The sequence below is a fragment of the Enterococcus sp. 4E1_DIV0656 genome, assembly GCF_002140695.1.
GTDB lineage: Bacteria > Bacillota > Bacilli > Lactobacillales > Enterococcaceae > Enterococcus_D > Enterococcus_D entomosocium.
On record NZ_NGLF01000001.1, the window covers coordinates 724,691 to 746,748 of the forward strand.

The 22,058-nt window shown below is 43.0% G+C and carries 20 protein-coding genes; 6 read left to right on the plus strand and 14 right to left on the minus strand.

Going from position 1 to position 22,058, the window contains the following annotated elements:
- Nucleotides 1-374 precede the first annotated feature (374 nt).
- The 3 genes from A5882_RS03505 (at nt 375) to A5882_RS03515 (ending at nt 3,450) form a co-directional block, all read left to right on the plus strand.
- Entirely contained in the window at nt 375-1,376 is a 1,002-nt protein-coding gene (locus A5882_RS03505) for a bile acid:sodium symporter family protein (RefSeq protein WP_008380241.1), read from the plus strand.
- Nucleotides 1,312-2,412 carry an iron-containing alcohol dehydrogenase family protein gene (locus A5882_RS03510; protein WP_086372422.1) on the plus strand — a complete coding sequence of 367 codons (1,101 nt, stop codon included), beginning with the start codon at nt 1,312-1,314 and terminating at the stop codon, nt 2,410-2,412. Before A5882_RS03505 ends, A5882_RS03510 begins: the two co-directional genes overlap by 65 nt.
- A gap of 288 nt (nt 2,413-2,700) precedes the next feature.
- The gene (locus A5882_RS03515; protein WP_008380247.1) at nt 2,701-3,450 is read left to right on the plus strand and encodes a SagB/ThcOx family dehydrogenase; all 750 of its coding nucleotides are present in this window, start codon (nt 2,701-2,703) and stop codon (nt 3,448-3,450) included.
- A gap of 141 nt (nt 3,451-3,591) precedes the next feature.
- Here A5882_RS03515 and A5882_RS03520 read toward each other — a convergent pair whose 3' ends face one another.
- Nucleotides 3,592-4,029 carry a MerR family transcriptional regulator gene (locus A5882_RS03520; protein ID WP_077454108.1) on the minus strand — a complete coding sequence of 146 codons (438 nt, stop codon included), beginning with the start codon at nt 4,027-4,029 and terminating at the stop codon, nt 3,592-3,594.
- 164 nt (nt 4,030-4,193) lie between these two features.
- On the opposite strand from A5882_RS03520, the gene A5882_RS03525 reads away from it, so the two are divergent.
- Both A5882_RS03525 and A5882_RS03530 read left to right on the plus strand, forming a co-directional pair.
- The gene (locus A5882_RS03525; protein ID WP_086372423.1) at nt 4,194-4,934 is read left to right on the plus strand and encodes an SDR family oxidoreductase; all 741 of its coding nucleotides are present in this window, start codon (nt 4,194-4,196) and stop codon (nt 4,932-4,934) included.
- 363 nt (nt 4,935-5,297) lie between these two features.
- Complete coding sequence (locus A5882_RS03530; RefSeq protein ID WP_061053400.1) at nt 5,298-5,504, plus strand: hypothetical protein; 207 nt, start codon at nt 5,298-5,300, stop codon at nt 5,502-5,504.
- 92 nt (nt 5,505-5,596) lie between these two features.
- Here the strand turns inward: A5882_RS03530 and A5882_RS03535 are convergent, their stop codons facing one another.
- The 7 genes from A5882_RS03535 to A5882_RS03565 all read right to left on the minus strand — a co-directional run bounded on the left by A5882_RS03535 (nt 5,597) and on the right by A5882_RS03565 (nt 12,629).
- Complete coding sequence (locus A5882_RS03535) at nt 5,597-7,063, minus strand: glycoside hydrolase family 1 protein (RefSeq protein WP_086372424.1); 1,467 nt, start codon at nt 7,061-7,063, stop codon at nt 5,597-5,599.
- Between the two features lie 18 nt (nt 7,064-7,081).
- Nucleotides 7,082-8,950, minus strand: a complete 1,869-nt coding sequence (locus A5882_RS03540) for a beta-glucoside-specific PTS transporter subunit IIABC (protein ID WP_042890886.1) — start codon at nt 8,948-8,950, stop codon at nt 7,082-7,084.
- Nucleotides 8,951-8,955: 5 nt separating this feature from the next.
- Nucleotides 8,956-9,798 carry a PRD domain-containing protein gene (locus tag A5882_RS03545; RefSeq protein WP_042890884.1) on the minus strand — a complete coding sequence of 281 codons (843 nt, stop codon included), beginning with the start codon at nt 9,796-9,798 and terminating at the stop codon, nt 8,956-8,958.
- Between the two features lie 306 nt (nt 9,799-10,104).
- A complete protein-coding gene (locus tag A5882_RS03550; RefSeq protein ID WP_005230585.1) occupies nt 10,105-10,365 on the minus strand; it encodes a metal-sensitive transcriptional regulator in 261 nt (86 codons plus the stop codon).
- The gene (locus A5882_RS03555) at nt 10,362-10,661 is read right to left on the minus strand and encodes a rhodanese-like domain-containing protein (RefSeq protein ID WP_086316652.1); all 300 of its coding nucleotides are present in this window, start codon (nt 10,659-10,661) and stop codon (nt 10,362-10,364) included. The genes A5882_RS03550 and A5882_RS03555 overlap by 4 nt, the downstream gene beginning before the upstream one ends.
- Nucleotides 10,654-12,312, minus strand: a complete 1,659-nt coding sequence (locus A5882_RS03560; protein WP_086372425.1) for an FAD-dependent oxidoreductase — start codon at nt 12,310-12,312, stop codon at nt 10,654-10,656. The genes A5882_RS03555 and A5882_RS03560 overlap by 8 nt, the downstream gene beginning before the upstream one ends.
- Nucleotides 12,313-12,314: 2 nt before the next feature.
- Nucleotides 12,315-12,629 carry a rhodanese-like domain-containing protein gene (locus A5882_RS03565; RefSeq protein WP_086316654.1) on the minus strand — a complete coding sequence of 105 codons (315 nt, stop codon included), beginning with the start codon at nt 12,627-12,629 and terminating at the stop codon, nt 12,315-12,317.
- Nucleotides 12,630-13,053: 424 nt separating this feature from the next.
- On the opposite strand from A5882_RS03565, the gene A5882_RS03570 reads away from it, so the two are divergent.
- Nucleotides 13,054-13,527, plus strand: a complete 474-nt coding sequence (locus A5882_RS03570) for a DUF3955 domain-containing protein (protein ID WP_052533231.1) — start codon at nt 13,054-13,056, stop codon at nt 13,525-13,527.
- 198 nt (nt 13,528-13,725) lie between these two features.
- Here A5882_RS03570 and A5882_RS03575 read toward each other — a convergent pair whose 3' ends face one another.
- The 6 genes from A5882_RS03575 to cls form a co-directional block, all read right to left on the minus strand.
- Complete coding sequence (locus tag A5882_RS03575; protein ID WP_086372426.1) at nt 13,726-14,577, minus strand: MurR/RpiR family transcriptional regulator; 852 nt, start codon at nt 14,575-14,577, stop codon at nt 13,726-13,728.
- Nucleotides 14,578-14,649: 72 nt separating this feature from the next.
- Nucleotides 14,650-15,564: an ROK family protein gene (locus tag A5882_RS03580; protein WP_086316656.1), complete on the minus strand. Its 915-nt coding sequence runs from the start codon at nt 15,562-15,564 to the stop codon at nt 14,650-14,652.
- A gap of 68 nt (nt 15,565-15,632) precedes the next feature.
- Nucleotides 15,633-16,895 (minus strand): prolyl oligopeptidase family serine peptidase, encoded by a 1,263-nt coding sequence (locus tag A5882_RS03585; RefSeq protein WP_176461999.1) that lies wholly within the window; start codon nt 16,893-16,895, stop codon nt 15,633-15,635.
- A gap of 19 nt (nt 16,896-16,914) precedes the next feature.
- Nucleotides 16,915-18,402 (minus strand): glycoside hydrolase family 1 protein, encoded by a 1,488-nt coding sequence (locus A5882_RS03590; RefSeq protein WP_086372428.1) that lies wholly within the window; start codon nt 18,400-18,402, stop codon nt 16,915-16,917.
- A 27-nt stretch (nt 18,403-18,429) separates the two neighbouring features.
- Entirely contained in the window at nt 18,430-19,740 is a 1,311-nt protein-coding gene (locus A5882_RS03595; protein ID WP_016620275.1) for a PTS sugar transporter subunit IIC, read from the minus strand.
- 502 nt (nt 19,741-20,242) lie between these two features.
- Nucleotides 20,243-21,772 carry a cardiolipin synthase gene (cls, locus tag A5882_RS03600; RefSeq protein WP_086372429.1) on the minus strand — a complete coding sequence of 510 codons (1,530 nt, stop codon included), beginning with the start codon at nt 21,770-21,772 and terminating at the stop codon, nt 20,243-20,245.
- Nucleotides 21,773-22,058 lie beyond the last annotated feature (286 nt).

The following is a 22,058-nucleotide window of genomic DNA, read 5'->3' on the forward strand; positions in this document are numbered from 1 at the left end:
TAGGTAGAAATAATTTAAATATTTAGAAAATTCCAAATAAAGAAAAGGACGGTGGCGTATATGACCCGCACCAATGTTAGCAAACGAATTATTTTATTATTATAGTCGGGACTGTTTGATTTATACATTCAAAGAGTCCCTATTCACATTGCATCCAAAAAGAAGATCAACTTCTTGAGATGGAGTGTTTTTTTATACCCATTTTCAAGGAAGCGGTCTTTTGCAAACTGACACATTGATGTCAGATAGATCCGAAACGCTCGTTGAACAACTGCTGCCGATTCCCCACGGTTATGCACTGCATTTATTCTAAAGACCCCTTCTGTTTGAACACTTGATTGGTCATGCAGAAAAAGGAAGGATGATTTTTTCTTATGAAAACCGTCAACACGATCGCTGCTTTTGTAAACAAGTATTTGATCTATATCATGATTTTATTGATGATCGTCTCTTATTTTTTCCCGCAACCCTTCTTATGGATTCCGCCTCGTACAACGATTCTTTTGAGCATCATCATGTTTTGTATGGGGATGACTTTAAACGTTGCTGCGTTTAAAATGGTCGTCTTACAGCCTAAAGCATTCATCTTAGGAGTGCTTTTCCAGTTCACCATCAGTCCTTTGGTGGCTTACGGCTTAGCGCAGCTGTTTGGTCTTTCTTCCGGTTTGATCATCGGGTTTGTCCTATTAGGTTGCGTTTCTGGTGGAACCGCCAGCAATGTTATGACCTTTATCGGCAAAGGCGATGTCGCCCTCACCGTTTCTATGACCACGGTATCGACCTTGTTAGCGACCGTCGTTACACCCTTTTTGGTTTACGTCTTGGCTGGTCAGTATACTGAGATCTCCTTCTGGGAAATGCTCTTGTCTGTCTTGCAGATGGTGCTTTTGCCGATCATTTTAGGGGTGATCGTCCACAAACTCATTGCCAAGCACATCGAGCGATTCCTACAATCATTTGTGTTGATTTCTTCCGTTAGTATCTTATTGATCGTTGCCGGAACTGTCGCTCGCAACGGTGCCGTCATCGTCCAATCTGGCTTGATCGTGATTTTCTTAGTCTTGCTCCATAACTTGATCGGCTACGGTGCAGGCTATGGTCTGAGCCGTGTGATGGGCGTCAGTGCCACCCAAGCCAAATCCATCATGTTTCAATTAGGAATGAAAAATACCGGCCTAGCGATCTCGTTAGCCAATGCCCACTTTGCCGCCATTGCTGCAGCCGTTACCCCTGCCGCAGTCGGCATGGTGATCCATCAAATTACCGGACCAATTTTAGCCAATCTCGTGGCCAAGAAAGAAGGAAAACAGTATGAGTCAAAGTATCTTTTTGCCAAACTACACAATCGGGGCGGACGCCTACGAAAAAGTAAATGACATCGTAAAACCATACGGCACCAATGCCGTGATCATCGGCGGAAAAACCGCCCTTGAAAAAGCCGAAGACAAGATCAAAGCCGGTTTAACGTCAGCAGTCAAAGTGACGGATACCTTGTGGTACGGCGGCAACTCGACCTATGAAAACGTCGATCAGCTGTTAGCCAATCCAAGCGTCCAAACTGCCGATGTTCTATTCGCCGTTGGCGGCGGCCGCGTTTGCGATACCGTCAAAGTGGTTGGAGAAAAAGCAGGCAAACCAGTCTTCACCTTTCCAACGATCGGCTCCAACTGCTCACCAGTCACCGCGGTCTGTGTCATATATAAAGAAAACGGCGAGATGCAAGGGCTGTTTTTCCCTTCGCAACCACCAACCCATGCCTTTATCGACAGTGAGATCATCGCCCAGGCCCCCGATAAGTACTTATGGGCAGGAATCGGCGATGCCCTCTCCAAAGAGATCGAATCGACGTTTTCAGCGCGGGGCGATGAGTTAGACTACACCGATGGGTTAGGCATCCAAATCGGCAAAATGTGTACGGAACGCTTATTGCAATACGGCACACAAGCCTTGAAAGACAGTGCCGCCAATCAGCCGTCTTATGCCATTGAGCAAGTCGTCTTGGATATCATCGTGACCACCGGCTTAGTTTCCGTCTTAGTCATCAATGATTACAACTCCGCCCTTGCCCATTCCTTTTACTACGGAACGACCGTTTTGGAAAAAATGGAAGACTATTTGCATGGCGCTTCCGTTAGTTACGGCGTTTTGGCCTTGTTGCAGCTAGATCAGCAAGAAGCCCTCTTCCAGCGCATCTACGCCTTTATGAAGGAAAACAAATTACCGGTTTGCTTAGCTGATATGGGCCTTAACGACACCAGCGACCTTGAGGCAATCTTAGACAAAGCAATGACCACCAATGACATCGTCCACGTGCCTTATGAGATCACGCGAGAAATGTTCAAACAAGCAATCTTAGACGTAGAAGCCTACCATGCCAAACAAAACCAAGCGTCATTGGCAGCTGCCAATTAAATGAACCCCTCCAGCAACGAATTGCTGGAGGGGTTTTGTATGGCCTTTTTTTCTCTTACGTTTGATTGCAGTCGGTTTGGATTTCATAAAAAATATTCATAGCAAGTTCATACGATACTACTCATTATCTAGGTCTTTAGAAAATATTAAAAAGCACAATCAGCCTATGATACGACTGAGAGACTGCTTACCTCCCTAATTATCTACTTGTGAATAAAAGCGCATGAAAAAGCAATCCTTGTTATACTTATAAATAACACGAAGTCCTTAGGAAAAGGAGGAACCCTCATGACCCGTTACCAACGATTTCGCTTTGCTCATTTAGGCGCTCTTTGGATGCTGGGCTTACTCCTCACTGGCTGCAGTGCGGATACAGCACCGATTGAAGAACAACCGACTACCAACACCGCCACTTCTTCTGAACCTGCGGTTTCCTATGAAACCTTTCCACTGCCGCAACCGATCTTAGACGGGGAAACCAGTGTGGCGGAAGCTCTCTTCGAGCGGCGCTCGCAACGAGATTTTCAAGACACGGAGCTAACACAAGAACAGCTGGCACAGCTTTTATGGGCCGCTGCCGGTGTCACTACAGAAGATGGTCGCCGGACAGCGCCTTCGGCTGGTGCCTTGTATCCCTTAGACCTCTATGTCGTGGTCACACAGGTAACGGGGCTTGAGCCAGGGCTTTATCTGTATCAACCTGAGCAACATGCCTTAGAAAAAATCCTTGCTGGTGATTTTCGGACCGCATTGGCGGAAGGTTCGTTGGATCAGCAAGCGATCCAACAGGCACCTGCCACATTGCTTTATACAGTGGTTTATGAACGACTGATTGAGCGCTATGGGGACCGAGGAATCGAACGCTATGCCTATATCGAAGTCGGTCATTCCGCCCAAAACGTCCTTTTACAAGCCCAAGCGTTAGGCTTAGGCGCTGTGCCGATCGGCGCCTTCACGGATCATGAACTCAAAGAATTATTACAACTGCCGACGGAAAATGAACCCCGCTATTTGATTCCAGTGGGGGTTATTGAGTAGCGCTACTGAATAACAGAGCCCATTTTCGTAGGATTGTCAGTCTTTCATTAGAAAACGGCAACTGGCAAGGTTGATTTTCCCAGCAAAACCAGTAGAATCGAAAAACCACCTGCAAAAACAGCAGGTGGTTTTTCGATGGACTTACAGTTTGTATGCTCGGACTTCTTCTGGTATTTCTTCTAGCGGCAACTCTTTTACTACCGCCTCGGTACCTGCTGCCATCGCTGTATCGTAGTACCAGCATTTGTATTTGATCGTATTCATCGTTTCTTGCAAGGCTGCCATTTGCTTGGTGACTTCTTCCAAACGTTCATGAAACAGCTGCTGTCGTTTCTGCAAAGACGCATCGCCTTCTTCGCCCCAATCCAAGAAATTCTTGATGTCTTTGATGGGCATGCCGGTATTCTTCAAACAATCGATCACTTTGATCGTCGCCACTTCTTTTTCTGAAAACACCCGAATGCCGCCATTGCTACGGGCCATATTCGGAAACATTCCTTCTCGATCGTAGTAACGTAGTGTCGAGATGGGGATGTTAGTCGTTTTTGATACTTCACCAATCGAGTAACTCACTTGCATCGCTCCTAAAAAAGTTTTGTTTATCGCTTGACCTAAACCTAACTTCAGGTTCTACAATAAAAATACACCGCAAGCACTGTACTGTCAATCACCCGTCATCTCGTAGGTTTGGGTTTGGCAGCAGCAGGATTCGATGAAAAAATCATTCACTGGAGGAAAGACAAATGACAGAAATCAAAGAAAAAGTTATCGTAATTATGGGAGCCTCTTCAGGAATTGGGGAAGCAACCGCCGTTAAGCTAACCGAACAAGGGGCAAAAGTAGTAATCGCCGCCCGCCGTGAAGAGCGCATCAAAGCACTGGCTGAAAAACTAGGAGAAAATGTCTTGTATCAAACAGCCGATGTCACGAATCGCGAACAAGTCCAACAAGTCATTGATTTAGCCATGACCTCCTTTGGTCGGATTGATGTCCTTTTCAATAATGCTGGCATCATGCCTCAAGGAAACTTGGCAGAGTTGAACTATGACAGCTGGCAAAAAATGCTGGATATCAATATCATGGGGGTATTGAACGGGATCGGCGCTGTGCTGCCCATCATGCAAAAACAACAAGACGGCTTGATCATCGCCACTGACTCAGTTGCTGGACATGTCATTTACCCGGGATCTGCCGTGTACAACGGGACAAAGTTTGCGGTTCGTGCAATCATGGAAGGTTTGCGCCAAGAAGAACGTGAACATGGCATTCGTTCCACCATCGTCTCTCCGGGAATGGTCTCCACGGAATTGTTTGAAACCGTAGGTAATGCTCAACTAGAAGCAGCCTTGAAAGAAACCTCTCGCGTAGAAGGCAACAGCCTAACGCCAGAAGATGTAGCAAATGCAGTGGTTTATGCCATTCAACAGCCCAAACATGTGGCGATCAGCGAAGTCTTGCTGCGCCCAGCAAAACAAACCGTTTAAGCTATTTCTACTAGCCCGTGAAACCTGCTATCCGCCTGAGGCGTTCGCAGGTTTTTTTGTCGTCAAATCCCGCCGTTCCCCTAGGAAAAATTACTTGTTTTTCTTGTAACACCCGCTTGTCCGAGTAATGTAAACCAATCGTTGCTTTATGTAAACGACTAGGTTCTGTTACTACGGGGGAAATTTTTTTATACTTAGTACAAAGCTTCCGTATAAAACGACCAATCAGAAACGAACCTACCGTTTTTCACTTTTTTATGAATAGCCGAGCATGATCGTTTTCCCGCCTTCACCGTTGACTTGCAAGTATTATCAGCTATCCTCTTTTAGTATTTGCTTTTTATAAAAGAATGGAGTGAGTGTATGAATGTGAAACAGCTGCTCGTCATTGCCGAGCAACGAAGAAACATCACGAATCAGAAATTGACCTATGCAGAAAACTTCTTGGCGGCCGGCTACTCTGGTGCCGAATTGCTGGCAGACGAAACCTTTCTCGAATTAGAGCGAAGGGAAACCCAACTAATTGCAGAACGCAACGCTATTTTTTACGAAGAAGTCACCCAAAATTAATCCCCCATTCCCCGATCCAATTCCGGGTGACAAAAAGCGAAGGCCCAGTTGGGCCTTCGCTTTTTCTGTAAAAAAATGAATTTTCGATTATCTTAATTAACTCCTTCACCATTTGATTGAATCACTTTTTTGTACCAATAAAAGGACTTTTTCTTATAGCGAGCCAACGAGCCAGTCCCATTGTCGTGCTTGTCTACATAAATAAACCCATAGCGTTTTGCCATTTGTCCAGTTCCTGCTGAAACAAGGTCGATGGGCCCCCAAGAAGTATATCCGATAAGATCGACGCCATCTGCAATAGCATCAGCCATTGCCTTAATATGTCTTCGTAAATAGTCGATACGATAATCATCCTCGACTGTATATTCACCATTTTTTTCAATGAGGGTATCTATTGCACCTAACCCATTTTCGACCACCATCAAGGGAATTTCATAGCGTTCATAAATTTGATTTAACGCGATGCGCAATCCTAATGGATCGATTTCCCAGCCCCATTCACTCGCTGTAAGATGCGGATTTTTAACTCCATTGAAAAAATTCCCCGTTTGCTTTTCGGCTTGATCATTTACTTTAGTCACAGTAGAAGATTGGTAGTAAGAAAACGTATAGAAATCAACAGTGCCCTCTTTCAGTACTTCTAAATCTCCTGCTTCGATAGTAAGATCGATCCCTCTATCTTGCCAAAACTTTTTAGCAAAATATGGATAGCGACCTTTCACTTGAACATCACCACAGTAAAAATTACTGATATTAGTCATCTCTTGTGCGAAACGAATATCCTCTGGATGAGAAGACAACGGATAAATCATTCGATAGGCAATCATACAGCCCATGTGCAAATTTTTGTGTAGACTTTTTGCGTACTTGATCACTCGGGCACTTGCAACGAATTGGTGGTGGAGCGCCTGAAACCGCTGTTGGCTGTTATCGATATTTTTAGTATTCAAAAAATCATCAATATCCTTTGGATACATTCCTCCTCCTAAATACGTACCCACCCCTACATCTCTGGATAAAATATTGATTTCATTGAACGTCAGCCAATATCTCACATCATCTTGATAGCGATCAATGACCGTCTTGGCGAATCTTTCATACGCTTCAATCATTTCTCTGCTTTCCCAGCCATTAAACTGCTTTGTCATTTCTATCGGTGATTCATAATGAGACAATGAGACCATCGGCTCTATCTCGTATTTCTTTAATTCTGCGATCAAATCGTCGTAAAACTTTAACCCTTCTTCATTTGGTACTTTCTCTAAACCGGTCGGAAAAATACGAGTCCATGCGATAGAAAAGCGATACAGCTTAAATCCCATCTCTGCAAATAAAGCAATATCCTCTTTGTATCGATGAAAATGATCAATCGCCTCATGACTTGGATAAAAAGCACCTTCTTCAATTTCTGTGGTGATTCGCCGAGGCGTTTTCACATCGCCTCCCAGAAGCAGATCACTAATTGACATTCCTTTGCCGTTCGCTTGATACGCTCCTTCTAATTGATTAGCAGCTGTCGCCCCACCCCAATAAAATCCATCTGGAAATTTTGCTTTCATTTTTTCCCCTTCTTTCTTCTAAATAATTGTTACTAATTTATTCGAGTAATCAATCAATTCATCGTGCTCAAAAAATACCGGTTCATTCTGATTGTTCATAAAAATCAAAACAGAAGTTGGATCGTAGCCTTTAGACTTGATAAAATCAATATCAACACGGGCTAGCAAATCACCCGCCTTTACTCGCTGACCTTCCTCAATAAAAAGTTCAAATCCCTCTCCATCCAGTTTCACTGTATCTAATCCAATATGCAGTAACATTTCTAATCCATTATCATGCCGCAACCCGATGGCATGTTTTGTTGGAAAGACAGTTGTTATCGTGCCTTCAATCGGTGAATGGAATTCTCCCGACACAGGATCGATCGCTAGCCCTGGACCCATTTGTTCGGTGGCAAAAACCTCATCAGCTACTTCACTCAACGGCAAAACGCTGCCGCGGACAAAGCCTTGAATCAATGCTTCTTCAGCCGCTGTCCGTTTTTCTAAAACAATCGGTGAAGGCTTCTCCAACTTTTTCATATCTTCTTCAATACTCTCTTCAAAACCAAAAATGACTGTCAAAACAAATGATATCGAAAAAGCTAACGCCAATGTTATGGCTGCTTTTACAATATTAGAGGCATCCTCTCCGAAAAATACCGGCAAGGTCAAAAGCCCTGGCGATCCGAATGAATAGCGGACTAGTCCGCTGATACCCGCATAAAAACCAGCAATTCCACCTGAGATCATCACATAAATCAGTGGTTTTTTCAGTTTCAAGTTAACCCCGTACAGCGCAGGTTCCGTGATACCAGACAGCGCCGTGATGCCGCTGGAAAAAGCAATTTGTTTCATCTGTTTGTCTTTGGTTTTAACAAATACCCCAAAGGCGGCACCCGCTTGCGAAATGTTGCTTGCTAACATACCTGGTCCTTGGACGATTTCAAAGCCTACGGTTGAAAAGGAGACTTGCGCAATCGGAGTCAAAGCCGTGTGCATACCAACCATTACTAATAAAGGCGTGAAGATGCCCATCAGTGTCGGCACGAGCCATGGAACAGTCACTCGCAGATAATCCACAACAAAGAACAATCCATCTCCAAAAATCGCGCCGATGGGTCCTAAGATCATCAGTGCGAGCGGAGCCATGATGATCACGATAAAAAGCGGCTTCAACATGGTTTTTAAAACACTTGGAATGATCTTTTCAGATAAACGATCAACATAACTCATAACCCAGACGATCAAGATGATTGGGATAACCGTTCCTGAATAAGCGGCTTCACGTATCGGAAGCCCAAACAGCTGCATAGAAACATCCGAGGCAACCAGACTCTGAAATGTTGGATGTAATAAGACACCTGTGATCCCCAATGCTAAATAAAGATTGGTTTTAAATTGCCGTGCCGCACTGGCCGCAATTAAAAAAGGCAAAAAGTAAAAGGCGGCGTCTCCAATCATATTGATGATTTGATAATTTAAACTTTCTCTACTCAATCCCAAAAGGACCAGTAAAGCTAAAACCGCCCGAATTAAACCAAATCCGATCAATGCTGTAATGATTGGCGCCATTACACCAACAATGTTTTCGACGATTCGTTTCACAAGTCCGTTTTTAGGTGTATCTGCAGCTTCATCACTGTTTTTTTCCGTGATTTTATACTGATTGATTACAGTCGAATAGTAATTTCCTACTTCTCCGCCAATCACAAATTGTACTTCATCTCCAGTCAATTTGGTCCCTAGTACTCCTGGAATTTCCTTCGCCTGTGCTTGATTGAATTGCGTGGTATCTTTTAACTGGAAGCGAAGGCGAGTTGCACAATGATAGACCGCGTTAATATTTTTCTCTCCACCGATCGATTGAATGATTTTGTCTACTGATTCTTTCTTTTTATCAACCATTTGGTTCACTCCTCATTTTGTGATAGTAATAGTCTATTAATATGAATAGCTAAATATGCAATTTCTTCTTCAGTGATTGGTTTCTCATAGATTTCTTCTAAAGTCCGTTTTATTCGCTGACTATAGGCCATCGGTTCTTGATACAGCGTAGAGACTGTCTTTATTAAAACTGCATCATTGTTTAACATCGTGTTCGTTAAATAGCGTTCTGCAAAAAATTTGGCATGTGTAACCAGACGCTCATAGTGCAGACTGTGGCTATCCAATTTTTTCTTCACCAACATTTGTACAGACTTTAAAATATTTGTCACGATTTTTGTGATTTGGATAGCATTGGCATGAATTGCTGAGCGACTATTTCCGTTAATGATATGGAAAGTAATGTTCGCTGCTTCTTGTTCATTCAAAGAAACACCAAGTGCTTTTTCAATAATGGCAACACCTTTTTGAGCAGCCTGAAATTCTTCAGGATAAAATCGTTTGAACTCCCAATACATTGAAGAAGTCATAATGACATTGTCTCTGATCCTCTCGACAGTAAAATAAATATGATCGGTTAGTGAAAAGAGTGTATTAGCAGATAACTCCGTATCTAGATATTTCTCCGCTTCTTGGATGACTTCATATGCTAGCTCGATATACTTTACAGGTACATTGTTCATAAAAGTGATCAAGGACTCCATTCGATTATCTTCAATCGGAAGATAAAATTTAGAGATTTTCTCTTCCGAAATCAATTGACCTTTCTTTTGCTGATAACCGATACCCTTGCCAAAAGCAATAACATCTTTGTTGTCTTTCTCAACAATAATAACGTTTACATTCAAAACCTTCTTAATCAAATACATGTATTCTTCTCCTTCCTCCTTTCTGAGCGTAAAAAAAGGCATAATAAAATCAAATCTGCGAACCTTCGCAAAATTGATTTTATTATGCCTTGCCTGCCGTACAGTCACATACACATAAAAAAAATCACTATTTATTTCTTAAATTAATCATAGCATCCAAAAAAAGAAAACGCAATCATTTTTTTGTGTACAAAAAACCGCAAAATAGGTATTTCCCTTCTTTTGCGGTCAGCTTCGAATCTTACATCTAGATGACAAACAGACTCTTTCAAACAAAACTAAGTCGTAACACTGTCAAAAATCCCGCTATTTCTTCACGATCAGCTGAACGGCTTGATCGATTTTCTGCTTTTGGGTTTCCGTGTCGCTGTCTGGATTTTCCAAACAATTTTTCAAATTCTCAGCGACAATGATTCCCATAATACGGTTGACGCTGGAACTGACGGCGGACAATTGCGTGATGACATCGACGCATTCTTTCTCGTCTTCGATCATTTTTTGAATCCCCCGCAACTGGCCTTCGGTTCGTTTTAACCGATTCAAAATATCTTTGTTGCATGCGGTCATCGTTTGATTTCTCCTCTCCATGCTGACATGCCGCCGAGGACATTGGTCACTTGAAACCCTTGCTGGTTCAAAAACTCAGACGCCATTTGCGAACGAGCCCCTGAATGACAGATGACATAGTAATTTTTATTCTTCTCTAAGTCGCTGGTTTGTTCCGTCAGCTCGCTCAACGGTAGGTTTTGTGCTGTTTTGATGTGTCCTTGTGCAAACTCATCAACTTCTCTGACATCAAGGATCTCAAGCGCCTCACGTTTTTCTTTTTGGGTAAATTCCTCCATAGATATGGCTTTAATCATGAATAATCATCTCCGGCTTAATAGTATTATACAACGAAAAGGCACCATCGAGGTTTTGACAATTGATGCCCGCTTGTTTTAAGATGCGTTCGGCAATGTAGCTTCTCAATCCGCTATGACACGTAACAACATACGAAACACTTGGATCCAATTCAGACAACCGATCTCTCAATTCATCTAACGGAATGTGGAGCGCCTCTTGAAAACGCCCATTATTGGCTAATTCCATCTCTGAACGAACATCCAACAACTGCTTACCGTTTTCTAAGGCCTCCGTCAATTCGTGCCATTGGATATTCTCACTGATTCCTTCTGCCAGATTGATCGCTGCATAGCCAATCATATTCACTGGATCTTTCGCTGAGCCAAAAGGCGGCGCGTAGGTGAATTCCAGTTCAGGCAAGTCAAAGATCGTTAAGCCACCTTTGATCGCTGTTGCTAAAATATCGATCCGTTTATCGACCCCTTTGGCACCGATGCCTTGCGCACCGTAGATGTTTCCAGTATCAGCATCAAAAATCAATTTCAAATAAATATCCGTCGCATCAGGATAATACCCAGCATGGTCTTTGCCTGAAAGATGAACCACCTGAGGATTTAGCCCCGCCAGTTTGGCGCTGCGCTCACTCAACCCAGTGGACGCTGCGGCAAGATCGAATACGCGCACGATCGCCGTCCCAATACTGCCTTTGTTTTTGCGAGTCAGTCCTCCCAATACATCAGCCACTTGCCGACCTTGGCGATTGGCTGGTGACGCCAAGGAGATCAGCGTGTCTTCGTTAGTGATTTGTTGTTTCACAACGATGGCATCTCCCACCGCGTAAATGTCTTTCTTGCTGGTTTGGTATTGCTCATCTACCAGGATACCCCCCCGGTGTCCTAATTGGATACCAGCACGTTTCGCCAAATCCGTTTCTGGTTGGACACCCACCGAAAGAATCGTGATGTCTGAAGCCAGAACCGTTCCATCCTCCAGAACGATTTCTTGCCCTGCTTTTTCAAAAGCGGTCGCTGACTGCGAGGTCAAAACATTGACCCCTTGCTTGATCAATTCATTTTTGACATACGCCGCCATTTCTTCATCCAAAGGTGGCAATACGTGGGGTGCTTTTTCCACGATCGTTACTTGTAGGCCTTTTTTATGTAAATTTTCAGCGACTTCTAACCCAATAAACCCAGCGCCAATGATCGTCACTTTTTGAGGCTTTTTGTCTTCAAGATGTGTCATGATTTGGTCTAAGTCAGGAACATTGCGCAAAGAAAAGGCGTTGGTTGCTTCTTCTAGCCCTTTGATCGCTGGTACTAGCGGTTTTGCCCCCGGCGATAAAATCAACGCATCATAAGATTCCGTGAAGACCTGTTCGCCATGTTTGACCGTGACCGTTTTCTCCTGCGGATCGATCGCCAGTACCTCATGAAAAGGCCGTACATCTAGGTTAAACCGTTTTTTTAATGCCTCAGGTGTTTGGACCAATAAGGCGTCTCGCTCTTCGATCTCACCAGAAATGGCATACGGCAGTCCACAATTCGCAAAAGAGACAAAAGGACCTTTTTCAAAAATAATGATCTCCGCTACTTCTTTAAGCCGACGTAAGCGCGTTGCTGCAGACATTCCTCCTGCTACCCCACCGACAATAACTATTTTTTCCATCGTTACTTTCCTCCTTTGGTTGTTCCCCGCCATTGATTCATGCCACCGCGAACATTGACCACATCAAACCCCTTTTTATTTAGGATTTTGGCTGCTTGTTTGCTTCGCATCCCTGATTGGCAAATGACTGCCAGTTTCTTGTCACCTTTTTTAGTGAAGCCCGCAATCTTGTTTAACGGTACATTTTTGGCGTAGGCAATGTGCCCGCTACGGTACTCCGCCGGCGTGCGAACATCCAGAACCGTCCATTCTTTGGCTCCTTCTTTTTGTAAATCTGCTGTTGACATACTTGGTATGCGTTTAAATAATGAAAACATTTCTTGCTCCTTTCTTATACCCGTCGGGGTATATTAAACAAGATGTTTCCCTATTTGTCAACTAAGTGATTTTCTTTAAGAAAAGAAACTTGCTGTTGCGTTGCTCCCCACTCGATAAACTGTCATGTATCGAACATGTACCAATCAAGCAAGAGAAAAAACGAGCCACATATTTCCTTCCCCTTAGCCTCAGTGCTATAATAAACAAAATGATATGCAGTAAAAATAACATGCTTCAAGGTCACTTTGTCACAGACGTTTTTCACGACCTCAGAATGAAAACGATGCTCCTCTCAAAAAAACAGCAGATAAAAAACGACGCAAGCACCACTTTCCCTTGATTTATCAAGAAGCAAGCCCTGCTTTCTTGGAAACAACGCAGGTTTCGACTATGCTTAAGTCACATCAGCGAAAGGAAAAAAAGATGGAATTTGGCGAAAAAATCAAAGAAGTACGCACAAGAAATAACTTGACCCAAGAACAATTTGCCACTCAACTACACGTGACGAGACAAGCCGTTTCGAACTGGGAAAACAATCGCAATCTACCAGATTTAGAAATGTTGATTGCCATCGCCACGATTTTTCAACTCTCGCTTGATGAATTGATTTTAGGAGGAACTCAAGTGAACAAGATCACTGAAAAACTAATCAAAGACGGCAGCGAGACCCGACGCGCCAAACTCAATTTGATCACGACCTTGATCGGAACATTTTTACTACTATTCGGCTTTGCCTGCTTCTTCATCAAAGCAAGCTCCGTGGAATACATCGATCAATCCGGCATTTTACATGAAAATTTCTATCTAATCCCCGTAGGATTTTTGTTCCTATTGGCTAGTTTCGTAGTATTTGCAGGAACCGGGATCAATTATTTTCGAGCTGCTAGAAGAAAATGACGCGAAAAAACTCGATTCCAAATGATGGAATCGAGTTTTTAACTTTTGTTTAATAAAGAATAGTCCCTTCAATGAACACTGTCCTTCAACCAAGCAGCATTTCCAGACTCTAACGGATGAGCCACCCCTAAACGAAAATAGTCCCACAGTTAGCTATTCACCGCTTAAAAACACAATTTTCAGGCACAAGCTCCCCTTTCAGATATTCCGATACTTCAAGTAAGAGGCACGTAAGTTCTCAATGTTTTCTTCGTAGCGCTCTTTAAAGAATACTGAGTAGATGGAATCAAACAAAAATTGAAAAATGATCGTAATCGCAAAATCAGCGATCTTGTCTTTTTCATGATCGATCGGGCCTACTACGAGGTTGCGATCGCCATGATGATTGAGTAAGTGGTCATCAGATGAGCTGATGACCACCATTTTCACTTGATTGCCTTTTAAAATCTTTGCTAGCTCCAAGTGACGCTTTTGAACAGGATGATAGGAAGCATATATCGCAATGTCTTGGGTACCTGCCGATTGTGCAAGTGAAATTTTTTGATAGAGATTTGCAGGAACTGTGACCCTGGCACCACAGCTTTCCATTCGATCTTTAAAAATTTTTGCTACATGCAGCTGTTCATCATCGACAAACACAATAATATTGACAGCATGGATCAAGTCCACGGCAATCTGTTGCAGATCTTTGACACTGATAAAAGTCGTTGCCAAAAATAACGAGCGCTCGTACAAATCTCTTAAATTTGAGATGACGGTAAACGCAGAATCTGTTTTTCCAAATGGAATATTCAAATCTACTTTTTTATCTGCATGCTGTAATTGATCGGCATAAGAGGCAGTGACCATTAATTTCAATTCATTCAACCCGGAATACCCCAACTTTTTGCAAAAACGATAGATGGTAGCTTTAGAAACAAATGCCAATGAACTGATCTCACGAATGGTCATCTGTGTAAAAGCAACTGGGTCCTTATTAATCAAATCAATAATGTTGTGTTCTGTATCAGACAAATATTTGACACAATTCAGTTTTGCAAATAAATTCATGACTATATCTCCCAAACGATTTTGCACCGAACGATTTCTGGTCTTTTTCTAAACGCAGAGTGTCTCCCATGCTCATATAAGGTTGTGTTTTACTTTTTTCACTTTATTTAAATGATGATTCATCAAGGCGCCAATCAAATTCGCGTCATTTCGAAACTTGCACGGAACGATCTGCGGCACTGCAAGATGATATGTGTGTTTCTCTTTCAACCGATCAATGCTTTTTTCGATTTCTTGGATAAATCGTTTTTGCTCACTGATTCCGCCCCCGATAGCAAATGTCTCGGGATCAAAAATATACTGCAGGTTGAACAAATGAAGGGCGATCGTATCACAATACTTTTCTAGAACGCCTTGCAGTTCTTTGTCGCCTTCCTCAATCAGTTGAAACAGCAACTCACCACTGAGCGTGCCTTTTTCCATCCCTTTGACTCGTTCTCCTTCACTAACCAGCGACAGAACACTGCCAGAAGCACCGAAATAAGCGGCTGGTTGATGGTACGCATCGGTTTGCTGGACAAAACTAAACTCTCCAGCGATCCCGCTGCTGCCGCGATGTAGGCGATTATTGATGATCAGTCCACCGCCGACACCAGTGCCAAAGACCAAGACGATGCCATGATCTGTATGCGCCAGCGCTCCGACCCACGATTCTGCCAATGCCGCGCATTTGCCGTCATTTTCTACCGAGATCGGCAAATCAGTGAATGTATGAAAGAGATCAACGATATTTGTCTGTTCTAAAAAGGTCAGCACACCAGCGGTATGGGCATAACCGTTGAAGACATCAATTTTCCCCGGCATACTGATGGCGATACCATCGACTTGCCCTTCGAATTGCCGAAAAATTTCTTCGACAGCGACTAAAAAGCAGGCTTTCTCTTCAAGAGGTGTTTTTACTTTCCCTTTGTAGAAAATCTCGCGATCCCCCGTCATTAAACAGTATTTGATGTAACTGCCTCCTATATCGTAAACAAGATAATTCATTGTTTACCCAACTTTCTCAAAAAATATTTCACCTCGGAATATATGGTATCTTCCGAGGTGATAACCCATTATCGTTTTTGCTTTGCTAGCCAGTGAAACAACGACTGGGTTTCATTCGCAATCTCACCATTATAAACTGGAATCCATGCCCAATGATCATTGTAGCGATACGGTGCCCCCGTACCGTCCTGATAGCAGCCTGTTTCGTCCGTTATCGCTTCAAGTGCAGTCACGTGAAGATTCGGATGGTTCATCGCTTGTAGCGTTTCATATAATGACTGACTATGCTCGTTAAAGGAAACGACTTGATCGTGAATGCCATGAGTCAACCAAAGTGGGACCTCCTTGAGGCCTTCAAGTTGTCTTTGATCGAGCCATTGTGTCTTATAGGCCTGACAAATAGGAAAAGCTGCCGCGAAAAAATTGGGCTTTCTTAAAAGCAGATTGATGGTCATAAAGCCGCCATTGGAGCCGCCGCCTAAATAGATCCGCGTTGGATCGATCGTTTCAAAGGTCTGAACTGCTTCATCAATCAAACGGCTGACAGCTCGGGTATACTTGCTGGTGCCATCTTGAGTGTAACCGCCGCTTCCATCGTTCATCCACATATCTGGCACTTGAGGAACCAGAACATAGGCGCCACCAAACATCGCTTGTACTTCGGGATCAGCCCAAGCAACCACTTTATTGCCCAAAAGCGCAATTTCAGGATCGGTTCCGCCTTCGCCCGCGCCGTGCAAAAGAATGATTAGGGGATGCTTCCCTTTTTCCTTCGGTTCAAAAAGTGCATGGTGTAAAGTGATCTCACCAAACTCAGCATCTTCATAAAAAAATTCTTTTTGCAGAAATTGCTCGGTCCCTTCATAAACGGTTTCTTCAAACTGTTGGTTCGTCAAAACGAGCTCGTTCAAAGAAGAACCATTAATACACAGAGGCTTCTTTAGCGTGATCGTATACATCGTCTGTCGCTTTTGATTCAAAAACAACTGTGGATTAAAGACAAAGGGTGATGTCAACGGGGCATCGGGATGAACCTGCAACGCCAATGTAACGCACGTCGTCGGCAGATCGACGGGTTGCTTTTGTCCTGTCGAATCAGATAAATAAGCCTCTTTGAGTTCGATCTTGCCTTTTATCTGCTTTGGCATTTTCGTCGACCAATCAAAGCCTTCTTTTTCTCCTAGTACTTCAAAAAACGAGGCATCTACTTGCTCATCGATCATTTGTCCAAAATCAATCACAATTTTATGGTTTGCCGGTCCCCAATCGTATCCTTGGCAATGGACGGAATACGTGATCTGGGTAGGTGTATCAGTCTCTGTCTTTGTCATAAAAAACCTCCAGGTTGAATCAAGACTTTGCTTGGATTGAGGTGCCATTAGATTCAATCACTTTTTTGTACCAATAAAAGGATTTTTTCTTTTTGCGGGCAAAAGTCCCTTTTCCAGCATCATCCAAGTCTACATAAATGAACCCATAACGTTTTTTCATTTCCCCAGTTCCTGCCGATATGATATCAATACAGCCCCACGGTGTATAGCCCATTAGTTTCACGCCATCATGTACAACCGCTTTGATCATCTGCTCAATATGGGCACTGAGGTAAGCGATACGCGCATCGTCAATGATCTCTTTTTGTTCGTTAAAAGTGTCAAGTGCGCCTAAGCCGTTTTCTACAATAAACAACGGCAGCTGGTAGCGATCATACAATTGGTTCAATACGATCCGCAAACCTGTCGGATCAATCGGCCAACCCCACTCCGATTCCTCTAAGTAGGGATTCTTTACCGCTTCCATCATATTGCCACGGCTCGTTTTTTCTTGTTCTTTTGTGGAGATGACCGCTGAATTGTAGTAGCTGAAAGAAAGAAAATCGACCGTTCCTTTGCGTAAAAGAGCAAGATCATCTGATTCCATGACCAGCTGCCAGCCGTTTCGTTCATACTCCTTCAAGGCATATTCAGGGTAATAGCCACGGCACTGAACATCGCTATACAGATACTTGAACATTCTAGAAACTTCGATTTCCCGCATACTGTCGTTGGGATTACAGGTTTCTGGGTACATACCAGCACTGGCAAGCATCATTCCAATTTGAAAATCGGGATTGATTTTTTTCCCTTCCATCACGCAGCGGGCACTAGCAAGAAAGACATGATGCAATGCTTGCGCCCTTTTTCCTAAGTCTTTTCCTTTGATCCCTAAAAAAACATAGCCATTCAAAAAATTGATTTCATTGAAGGTGATCCAGTACTTCACTTGCTCTTTAAAACGCTCGAACAACAAGACTGCATAATCGAGAAAATCTTCAATCGTGCACCGATCCAGCCATCCTTCACGACTTTCGGCTAAAGCCAGCGGCATATCAAAATGATTTAAGGTAACGATTGGTTCAATGCCGTATTTGAGCAGTTCATTGAAGAGCAGTTCATTGAAGATCATTTCATAGAAGAGAATTCCTTCTTCATTAAGCGATTCTTTCGTTCCATCAGGAAAAATCCGTGTCCAGCTGATCGACATCCGATAAGCCTTGTAGCCTTGTTCAGCAAATAAAGCAATGTCTTCTTGCCAATGATGGTAAAAATCTGTGGCGCGATGGCTAGGATAATACTGATTTTCGTCTAAGTATCCTTGGCAATACGCTGGCATTCCTTCATACATAGAAATGTTGCGGATTTTTCCTTGCGCATCTTTCACAGTAAGTTGACGGGGCTGTTCCTGACTGCCGCTGGTAACAATATCCAATGTAGATAGTCCTCTGCCGCCTTGATCAAAGCCCCCCTCATATTGATTGGCGGCGGTAGCGCCGCCCCATAAAAATCCTTCTGGTAAACTCATGTTATTGACTGATCCTCCTGTCTTTCTTTAGACCGCCTCTGTGACTTTCTCTGCCATAACCTCAGCTTCAAGCGCTTGCTCTTCCGCCAATGCCAGCTTGTCGGCTTTTAAGAAAAACGGCAAGTAGATCAACCCATTGATACAAATCGCAATGACTACCGCAATCACACCTTTGATCCCGATGGTCAAGATCGGTCCAATGAAGGCTGGCATGATCCAAGGCAGTGAGATCGAAGGATTCAGTGTGTCATACACCCCAAGATTGTAGCCGATGATCCCTATAATCCCATTCACCAAAGAAGTACTGACCATCGGAATAAAGAAGATCGGATTCAACATCAGTGGCAAACCAAACACTAATGGCTCATTGATGTTAAAGATCGCTGGTGCCAAGCTGAGTTTCCCAAGAGTTTTATAGCGCTGTGATTTCGAAATAAAGGGAATCAGCAACGAGATTCCTAAGGTATTGCCCGCACCTCCAAGTGCATAAAAAGCCATCACCGCTGAAAATGCCAAATGCGGCATCGGTTCTCCCTCCATAAACGCCGTTAAATTGGCAACCCCTGTAGCCATTAAAACCGGCAAGTAAATACTGAGGATCGTATTGGGATGGATCCCAAAAAACCAGAAGATCGAAATAGTGATCATAAAAATAATCGCCGAGATCGGTGTTGCCCCCAAGTTCATAATCGGTGCCCCGACCACGCCATTGATAAAATCAAAATAATCGCCCCACGCAGTTAGACTAAAGCCAATGCGGGTTAAGCAAACAAGTACAAATATAATAATGGCAATAAAGGTCGGTGAAAGCGACTGGGCAACCATTGGTGGCACCGAGTTTGGCAGTTTAACGACCAAGCCTTTTTTGTCCAATACAGAATACAAGCTCGATACTAATAACGCAACGATCATCCCACCGAAAATACCATTACTACCGATATAGTCAAAGTTTAGTCCGGCTACTTCGCCCCCATCATAGGGAATCACTTGTGGCATCAAAACGAAAAACGAGGCCAAGGATAATATCCCACCGGTCACAGGACTTGATTTTCTTTCATTGGCATTATGATAGCCAATCATAAACGTCATATATAATGCAGTGATTTCCATCGTCACTTTGATGGTGGCACGCATGTGTTCATCGATTCCAGTTTGCGCTAACCAAGCCAACCAAGGCTCAACGGGCAGATTGACTAAAATAGCGATCAGACTAACCCCCAATGTCAATGGCATGGTAGACATCGCCCCATATTGAATCGCTCGAATCGCTTTTATCTGACTAATTTTCCCCATTACAGGCATTATTCGATCATTGATGATAGATTTTGATTCACTCATATTTTTCCTCCCTGAAAGAAATTGGCTTTCAATCACATCAAGTTTCTCCGGATAAAACTCTTGTAACCGATTTCAATATCTCGTAATTTATTGCTTATTTCAATAGGAAGGACTGAAACTGAGACGTTTGTTTCACGATTCGTCATGAGATAGCGCGGAACATGAAAAAGAGGTCTCATTGTTCCCCGCTTCTTCAAAAACTATCTTCTGAAGACACGAGCAGCTCCTAGCATTCCCCCTCACATAAAAACGGGGCATTTCACACAAAAATCGAATGATCGTGGACAGATTCAGGTGAACGCATCGTCTCACTCACCCCCGATCGCTTAATCACTACAAATCCCCAATTGCTCGCTAGACTCTCCATCCATGCAATCAATGGATTGGTGCACGCAAAAAATGATCCCTAGCTGAGAAGATGCTATCAGCTAGGAATCATAGGGCAATCATATATGAGACTGATGGATCAGAAATAATTCATTCTTTTGTTCACTATCTTCCTTCAAAGAATCGGAACAAACAAGCCACTGATTTTTTCTTTTGTTTTCGTCAAAAGGCTTCTGGCTTGCCATTCTTCTTTTTCTACTAATTTTGCATGAGCTAAGTCTTCCATAAATTGCTGATTTAACTCTGTGATTATTTTCGACGGCCCATAGATGAACATAGATAACTCATGGTTAAGGTAAAAACTACGAATATCAAAATTTGTTGACCCGATCGTTGCAGCAAACTCATCGACGATCATATATTTACAGTGAATAAAAGCAGTCTCATCATAGGTGTAGACTTCGACGCCGGCAGATAATAATTCATCAATAAACGAATTCGTGCCATGAAAAGAAATTCCTCGATCCCCTTTTCCCGGCACAATCAATTGTACGTTGATCCCACACCGTGCTGCTCTTCTAAGCGCACCTAAACTTTCTTCATCAGGAATAAAGTAAGGCATTGCGATCTTAATCGAATCCGTTGCCTTTCCAATGAGGTCATTAAAGGAATCCTTAATGATTCGCTCGCTATCATAGGGTCCGCCGTAGATTACCTGAACGATTTCCGAACCGCTTTGAACGTCGGTCTTCAACGGAAAATACGTAGCTGTCTGTGTCAAAAAATGAGTGACCGTTTCTTCCGTTTCATCAAGAAAGAGCCAATCATAAATAAAGCACTCTTGTACTTCTAGAACAGCAGGTCCTTCTATCCGGATGTTTGTGTCTCGCCAATAAGAAAACTTACTGCCTCGCCCACTATATTCATTTCCAATATTCATGCCTCCTGTATGTGCAATCTCCCCATCAATAACGACCATTTTACGGTGATTGCGCCAGTTCGCTTTATTACTTAGCCAAGGCGAGTTCAACAAATCATACGTGCGCACCTCTACCCCATTCTTTCTCATCAATAATAATAATTGATTAGGAAAGGCGATCGACCCCACGCTATCATACATAAACCGAACTTCCACCCCTTGTTTGGCCTTTTCGACCAGAACATTTGTCAGCTCCTCCCCTGTTTCATCCCCTTTAACGATATAAAAAAACACATGCACATGATGCTTGGCTTTCTTGATATCTTCTAGCAAAGAAGCGAACGCCTCAGCGCCTTCATTTAATACAGTCAGATGATTATTGGTTGTGGGATATTTGCCTGAAAGATGAAAAATCTCAGTGGAGAGATCATGTTTCCCATGAATGACCTCTGAATGTTCTTGCAAAATAGCCGAAACCGTTCGCTGCACTTCCCGTTCATTTTGTATCTGCTGTTTGGGCAACTTCCTTAATCGAGGTTCACGACCAATTAAATAATACAACATGACTCCTACAATCGGTAAAAACAATAAAGCTAAGATCCAAGCAATCTTCGAAGTTCCATCCCTTTGATCAAAAACCACTAAGTAGCCACAAAGAAGAATCGCCAAAATTTCAATGGCCTGCCAAGCATAAATCATCTGATTTAAAAAGAGAATTAATCCAACCGTCACAAGTATCAGTAAAAGCGTTAAAATTTTGTATTGCTGTAATTTGTTTTTGATCATCCTTCACTCCATCCAAATATGCGCTTATTAATAAACGCTAAAGTAAAAAGCCTCACTATATACTATGATTATATACGTTCTCGTTACGCAAATGTAACTCATTTCATCCCCTACTACTCATTTTTTACCTATTATTTATTAAGAAGAGACGATTTGCAGAAACGAAACGGTAAATGACAAGCGCCTATTCAAATCGGTGCACCAATTAAAACAAACCCTGTAAGCATCCCTCGACTTGTTGCAACAGCAATTTTCCTTACGCAATCGCCAAATTTGAATAAATCCC

Coding starts and splice junctions, on each gene's coding strand:
- A5882_RS03505 (WP_008380241.1), top strand. CDS start 375: ATGAAAACCGTCAACACGATCGCTGCTTTTGTAAACAAGTATTTGATC.
- A5882_RS03510 (WP_086372422.1), top strand. CDS start 1,312: ATGAGTCAAAGTATCTTTTTGCCAAACTACACAATCGGGGCGGACGCC.
- A5882_RS03515 (WP_008380247.1), top strand. CDS start 2,701: ATGACCCGTTACCAACGATTTCGCTTTGCTCATTTAGGCGCTCTTTGG.
- A5882_RS03520 (WP_077454108.1), bottom strand. CDS start 4,029: ATGCAAGTGAGTTACTCGATTGGTGAAGTATCAAAAACGACTAACATC.
- A5882_RS03525 (WP_086372423.1), top strand. CDS start 4,194: ATGACAGAAATCAAAGAAAAAGTTATCGTAATTATGGGAGCCTCTTCA.
- A5882_RS03530 (WP_061053400.1), top strand. CDS start 5,298: ATGAATGTGAAACAGCTGCTCGTCATTGCCGAGCAACGAAGAAACATC.
- A5882_RS03535 (WP_086372424.1), bottom strand. CDS start 7,063: ATGAAAGCAAAATTTCCAGATGGATTTTATTGGGGTGGGGCGACAGCT.
- A5882_RS03540 (WP_042890886.1), bottom strand. CDS start 8,950: ATGGTTGATAAAAAGAAAGAATCAGTAGACAAAATCATTCAATCGATC.
- A5882_RS03545 (WP_042890884.1), bottom strand. CDS start 9,798: ATGTATTTGATTAAGAAGGTTTTGAATGTAAACGTTATTATTGTTGAG.
- A5882_RS03550 (WP_005230585.1), bottom strand. CDS start 10,365: ATGACCGCATGCAACAAAGATATTTTGAATCGGTTAAAACGAACCGAA.
- A5882_RS03555 (WP_086316652.1), bottom strand. CDS start 10,661: ATGATTAAAGCCATATCTATGGAGGAATTTACCCAAAAAGAAAAACGT.
- A5882_RS03560 (WP_086372425.1), bottom strand. CDS start 12,312: ATGGAAAAAATAGTTATTGTCGGTGGGGTAGCAGGAGGAATGTCTGCA.
- A5882_RS03565 (WP_086316654.1), bottom strand. CDS start 12,629: ATGTTTTCATTATTTAAACGCATACCAAGTATGTCAACAGCAGATTTA.
- A5882_RS03570 (WP_052533231.1), top strand. CDS start 13,054: ATGGAATTTGGCGAAAAAATCAAAGAAGTACGCACAAGAAATAACTTG.
- A5882_RS03575 (WP_086372426.1), bottom strand. CDS start 14,577: ATGAATTTATTTGCAAAACTGAATTGTGTCAAATATTTGTCTGATACA.
- A5882_RS03580 (WP_086316656.1), bottom strand. CDS start 15,564: ATGAATTATCTTGTTTACGATATAGGAGGCAGTTACATCAAATACTGT.
- A5882_RS03585 (WP_176461999.1), bottom strand. CDS start 16,895: ATGACAAAGACAGAGACTGATACACCTACCCAGATCACGTATTCCGTC.
- A5882_RS03590 (WP_086372428.1), bottom strand. CDS start 18,402: ATGAGTTTACCAGAAGGATTTTTATGGGGCGGCGCTACCGCCGCCAAT.
- A5882_RS03595 (WP_016620275.1), bottom strand. CDS start 19,740: ATGAGTGAATCAAAATCTATCATCAATGATCGAATAATGCCTGTAATG.
- cls (WP_086372429.1), bottom strand. CDS start 21,772: ATGATCAAAAACAAATTACAGCAATACAAAATTTTAACGCTTTTACTG.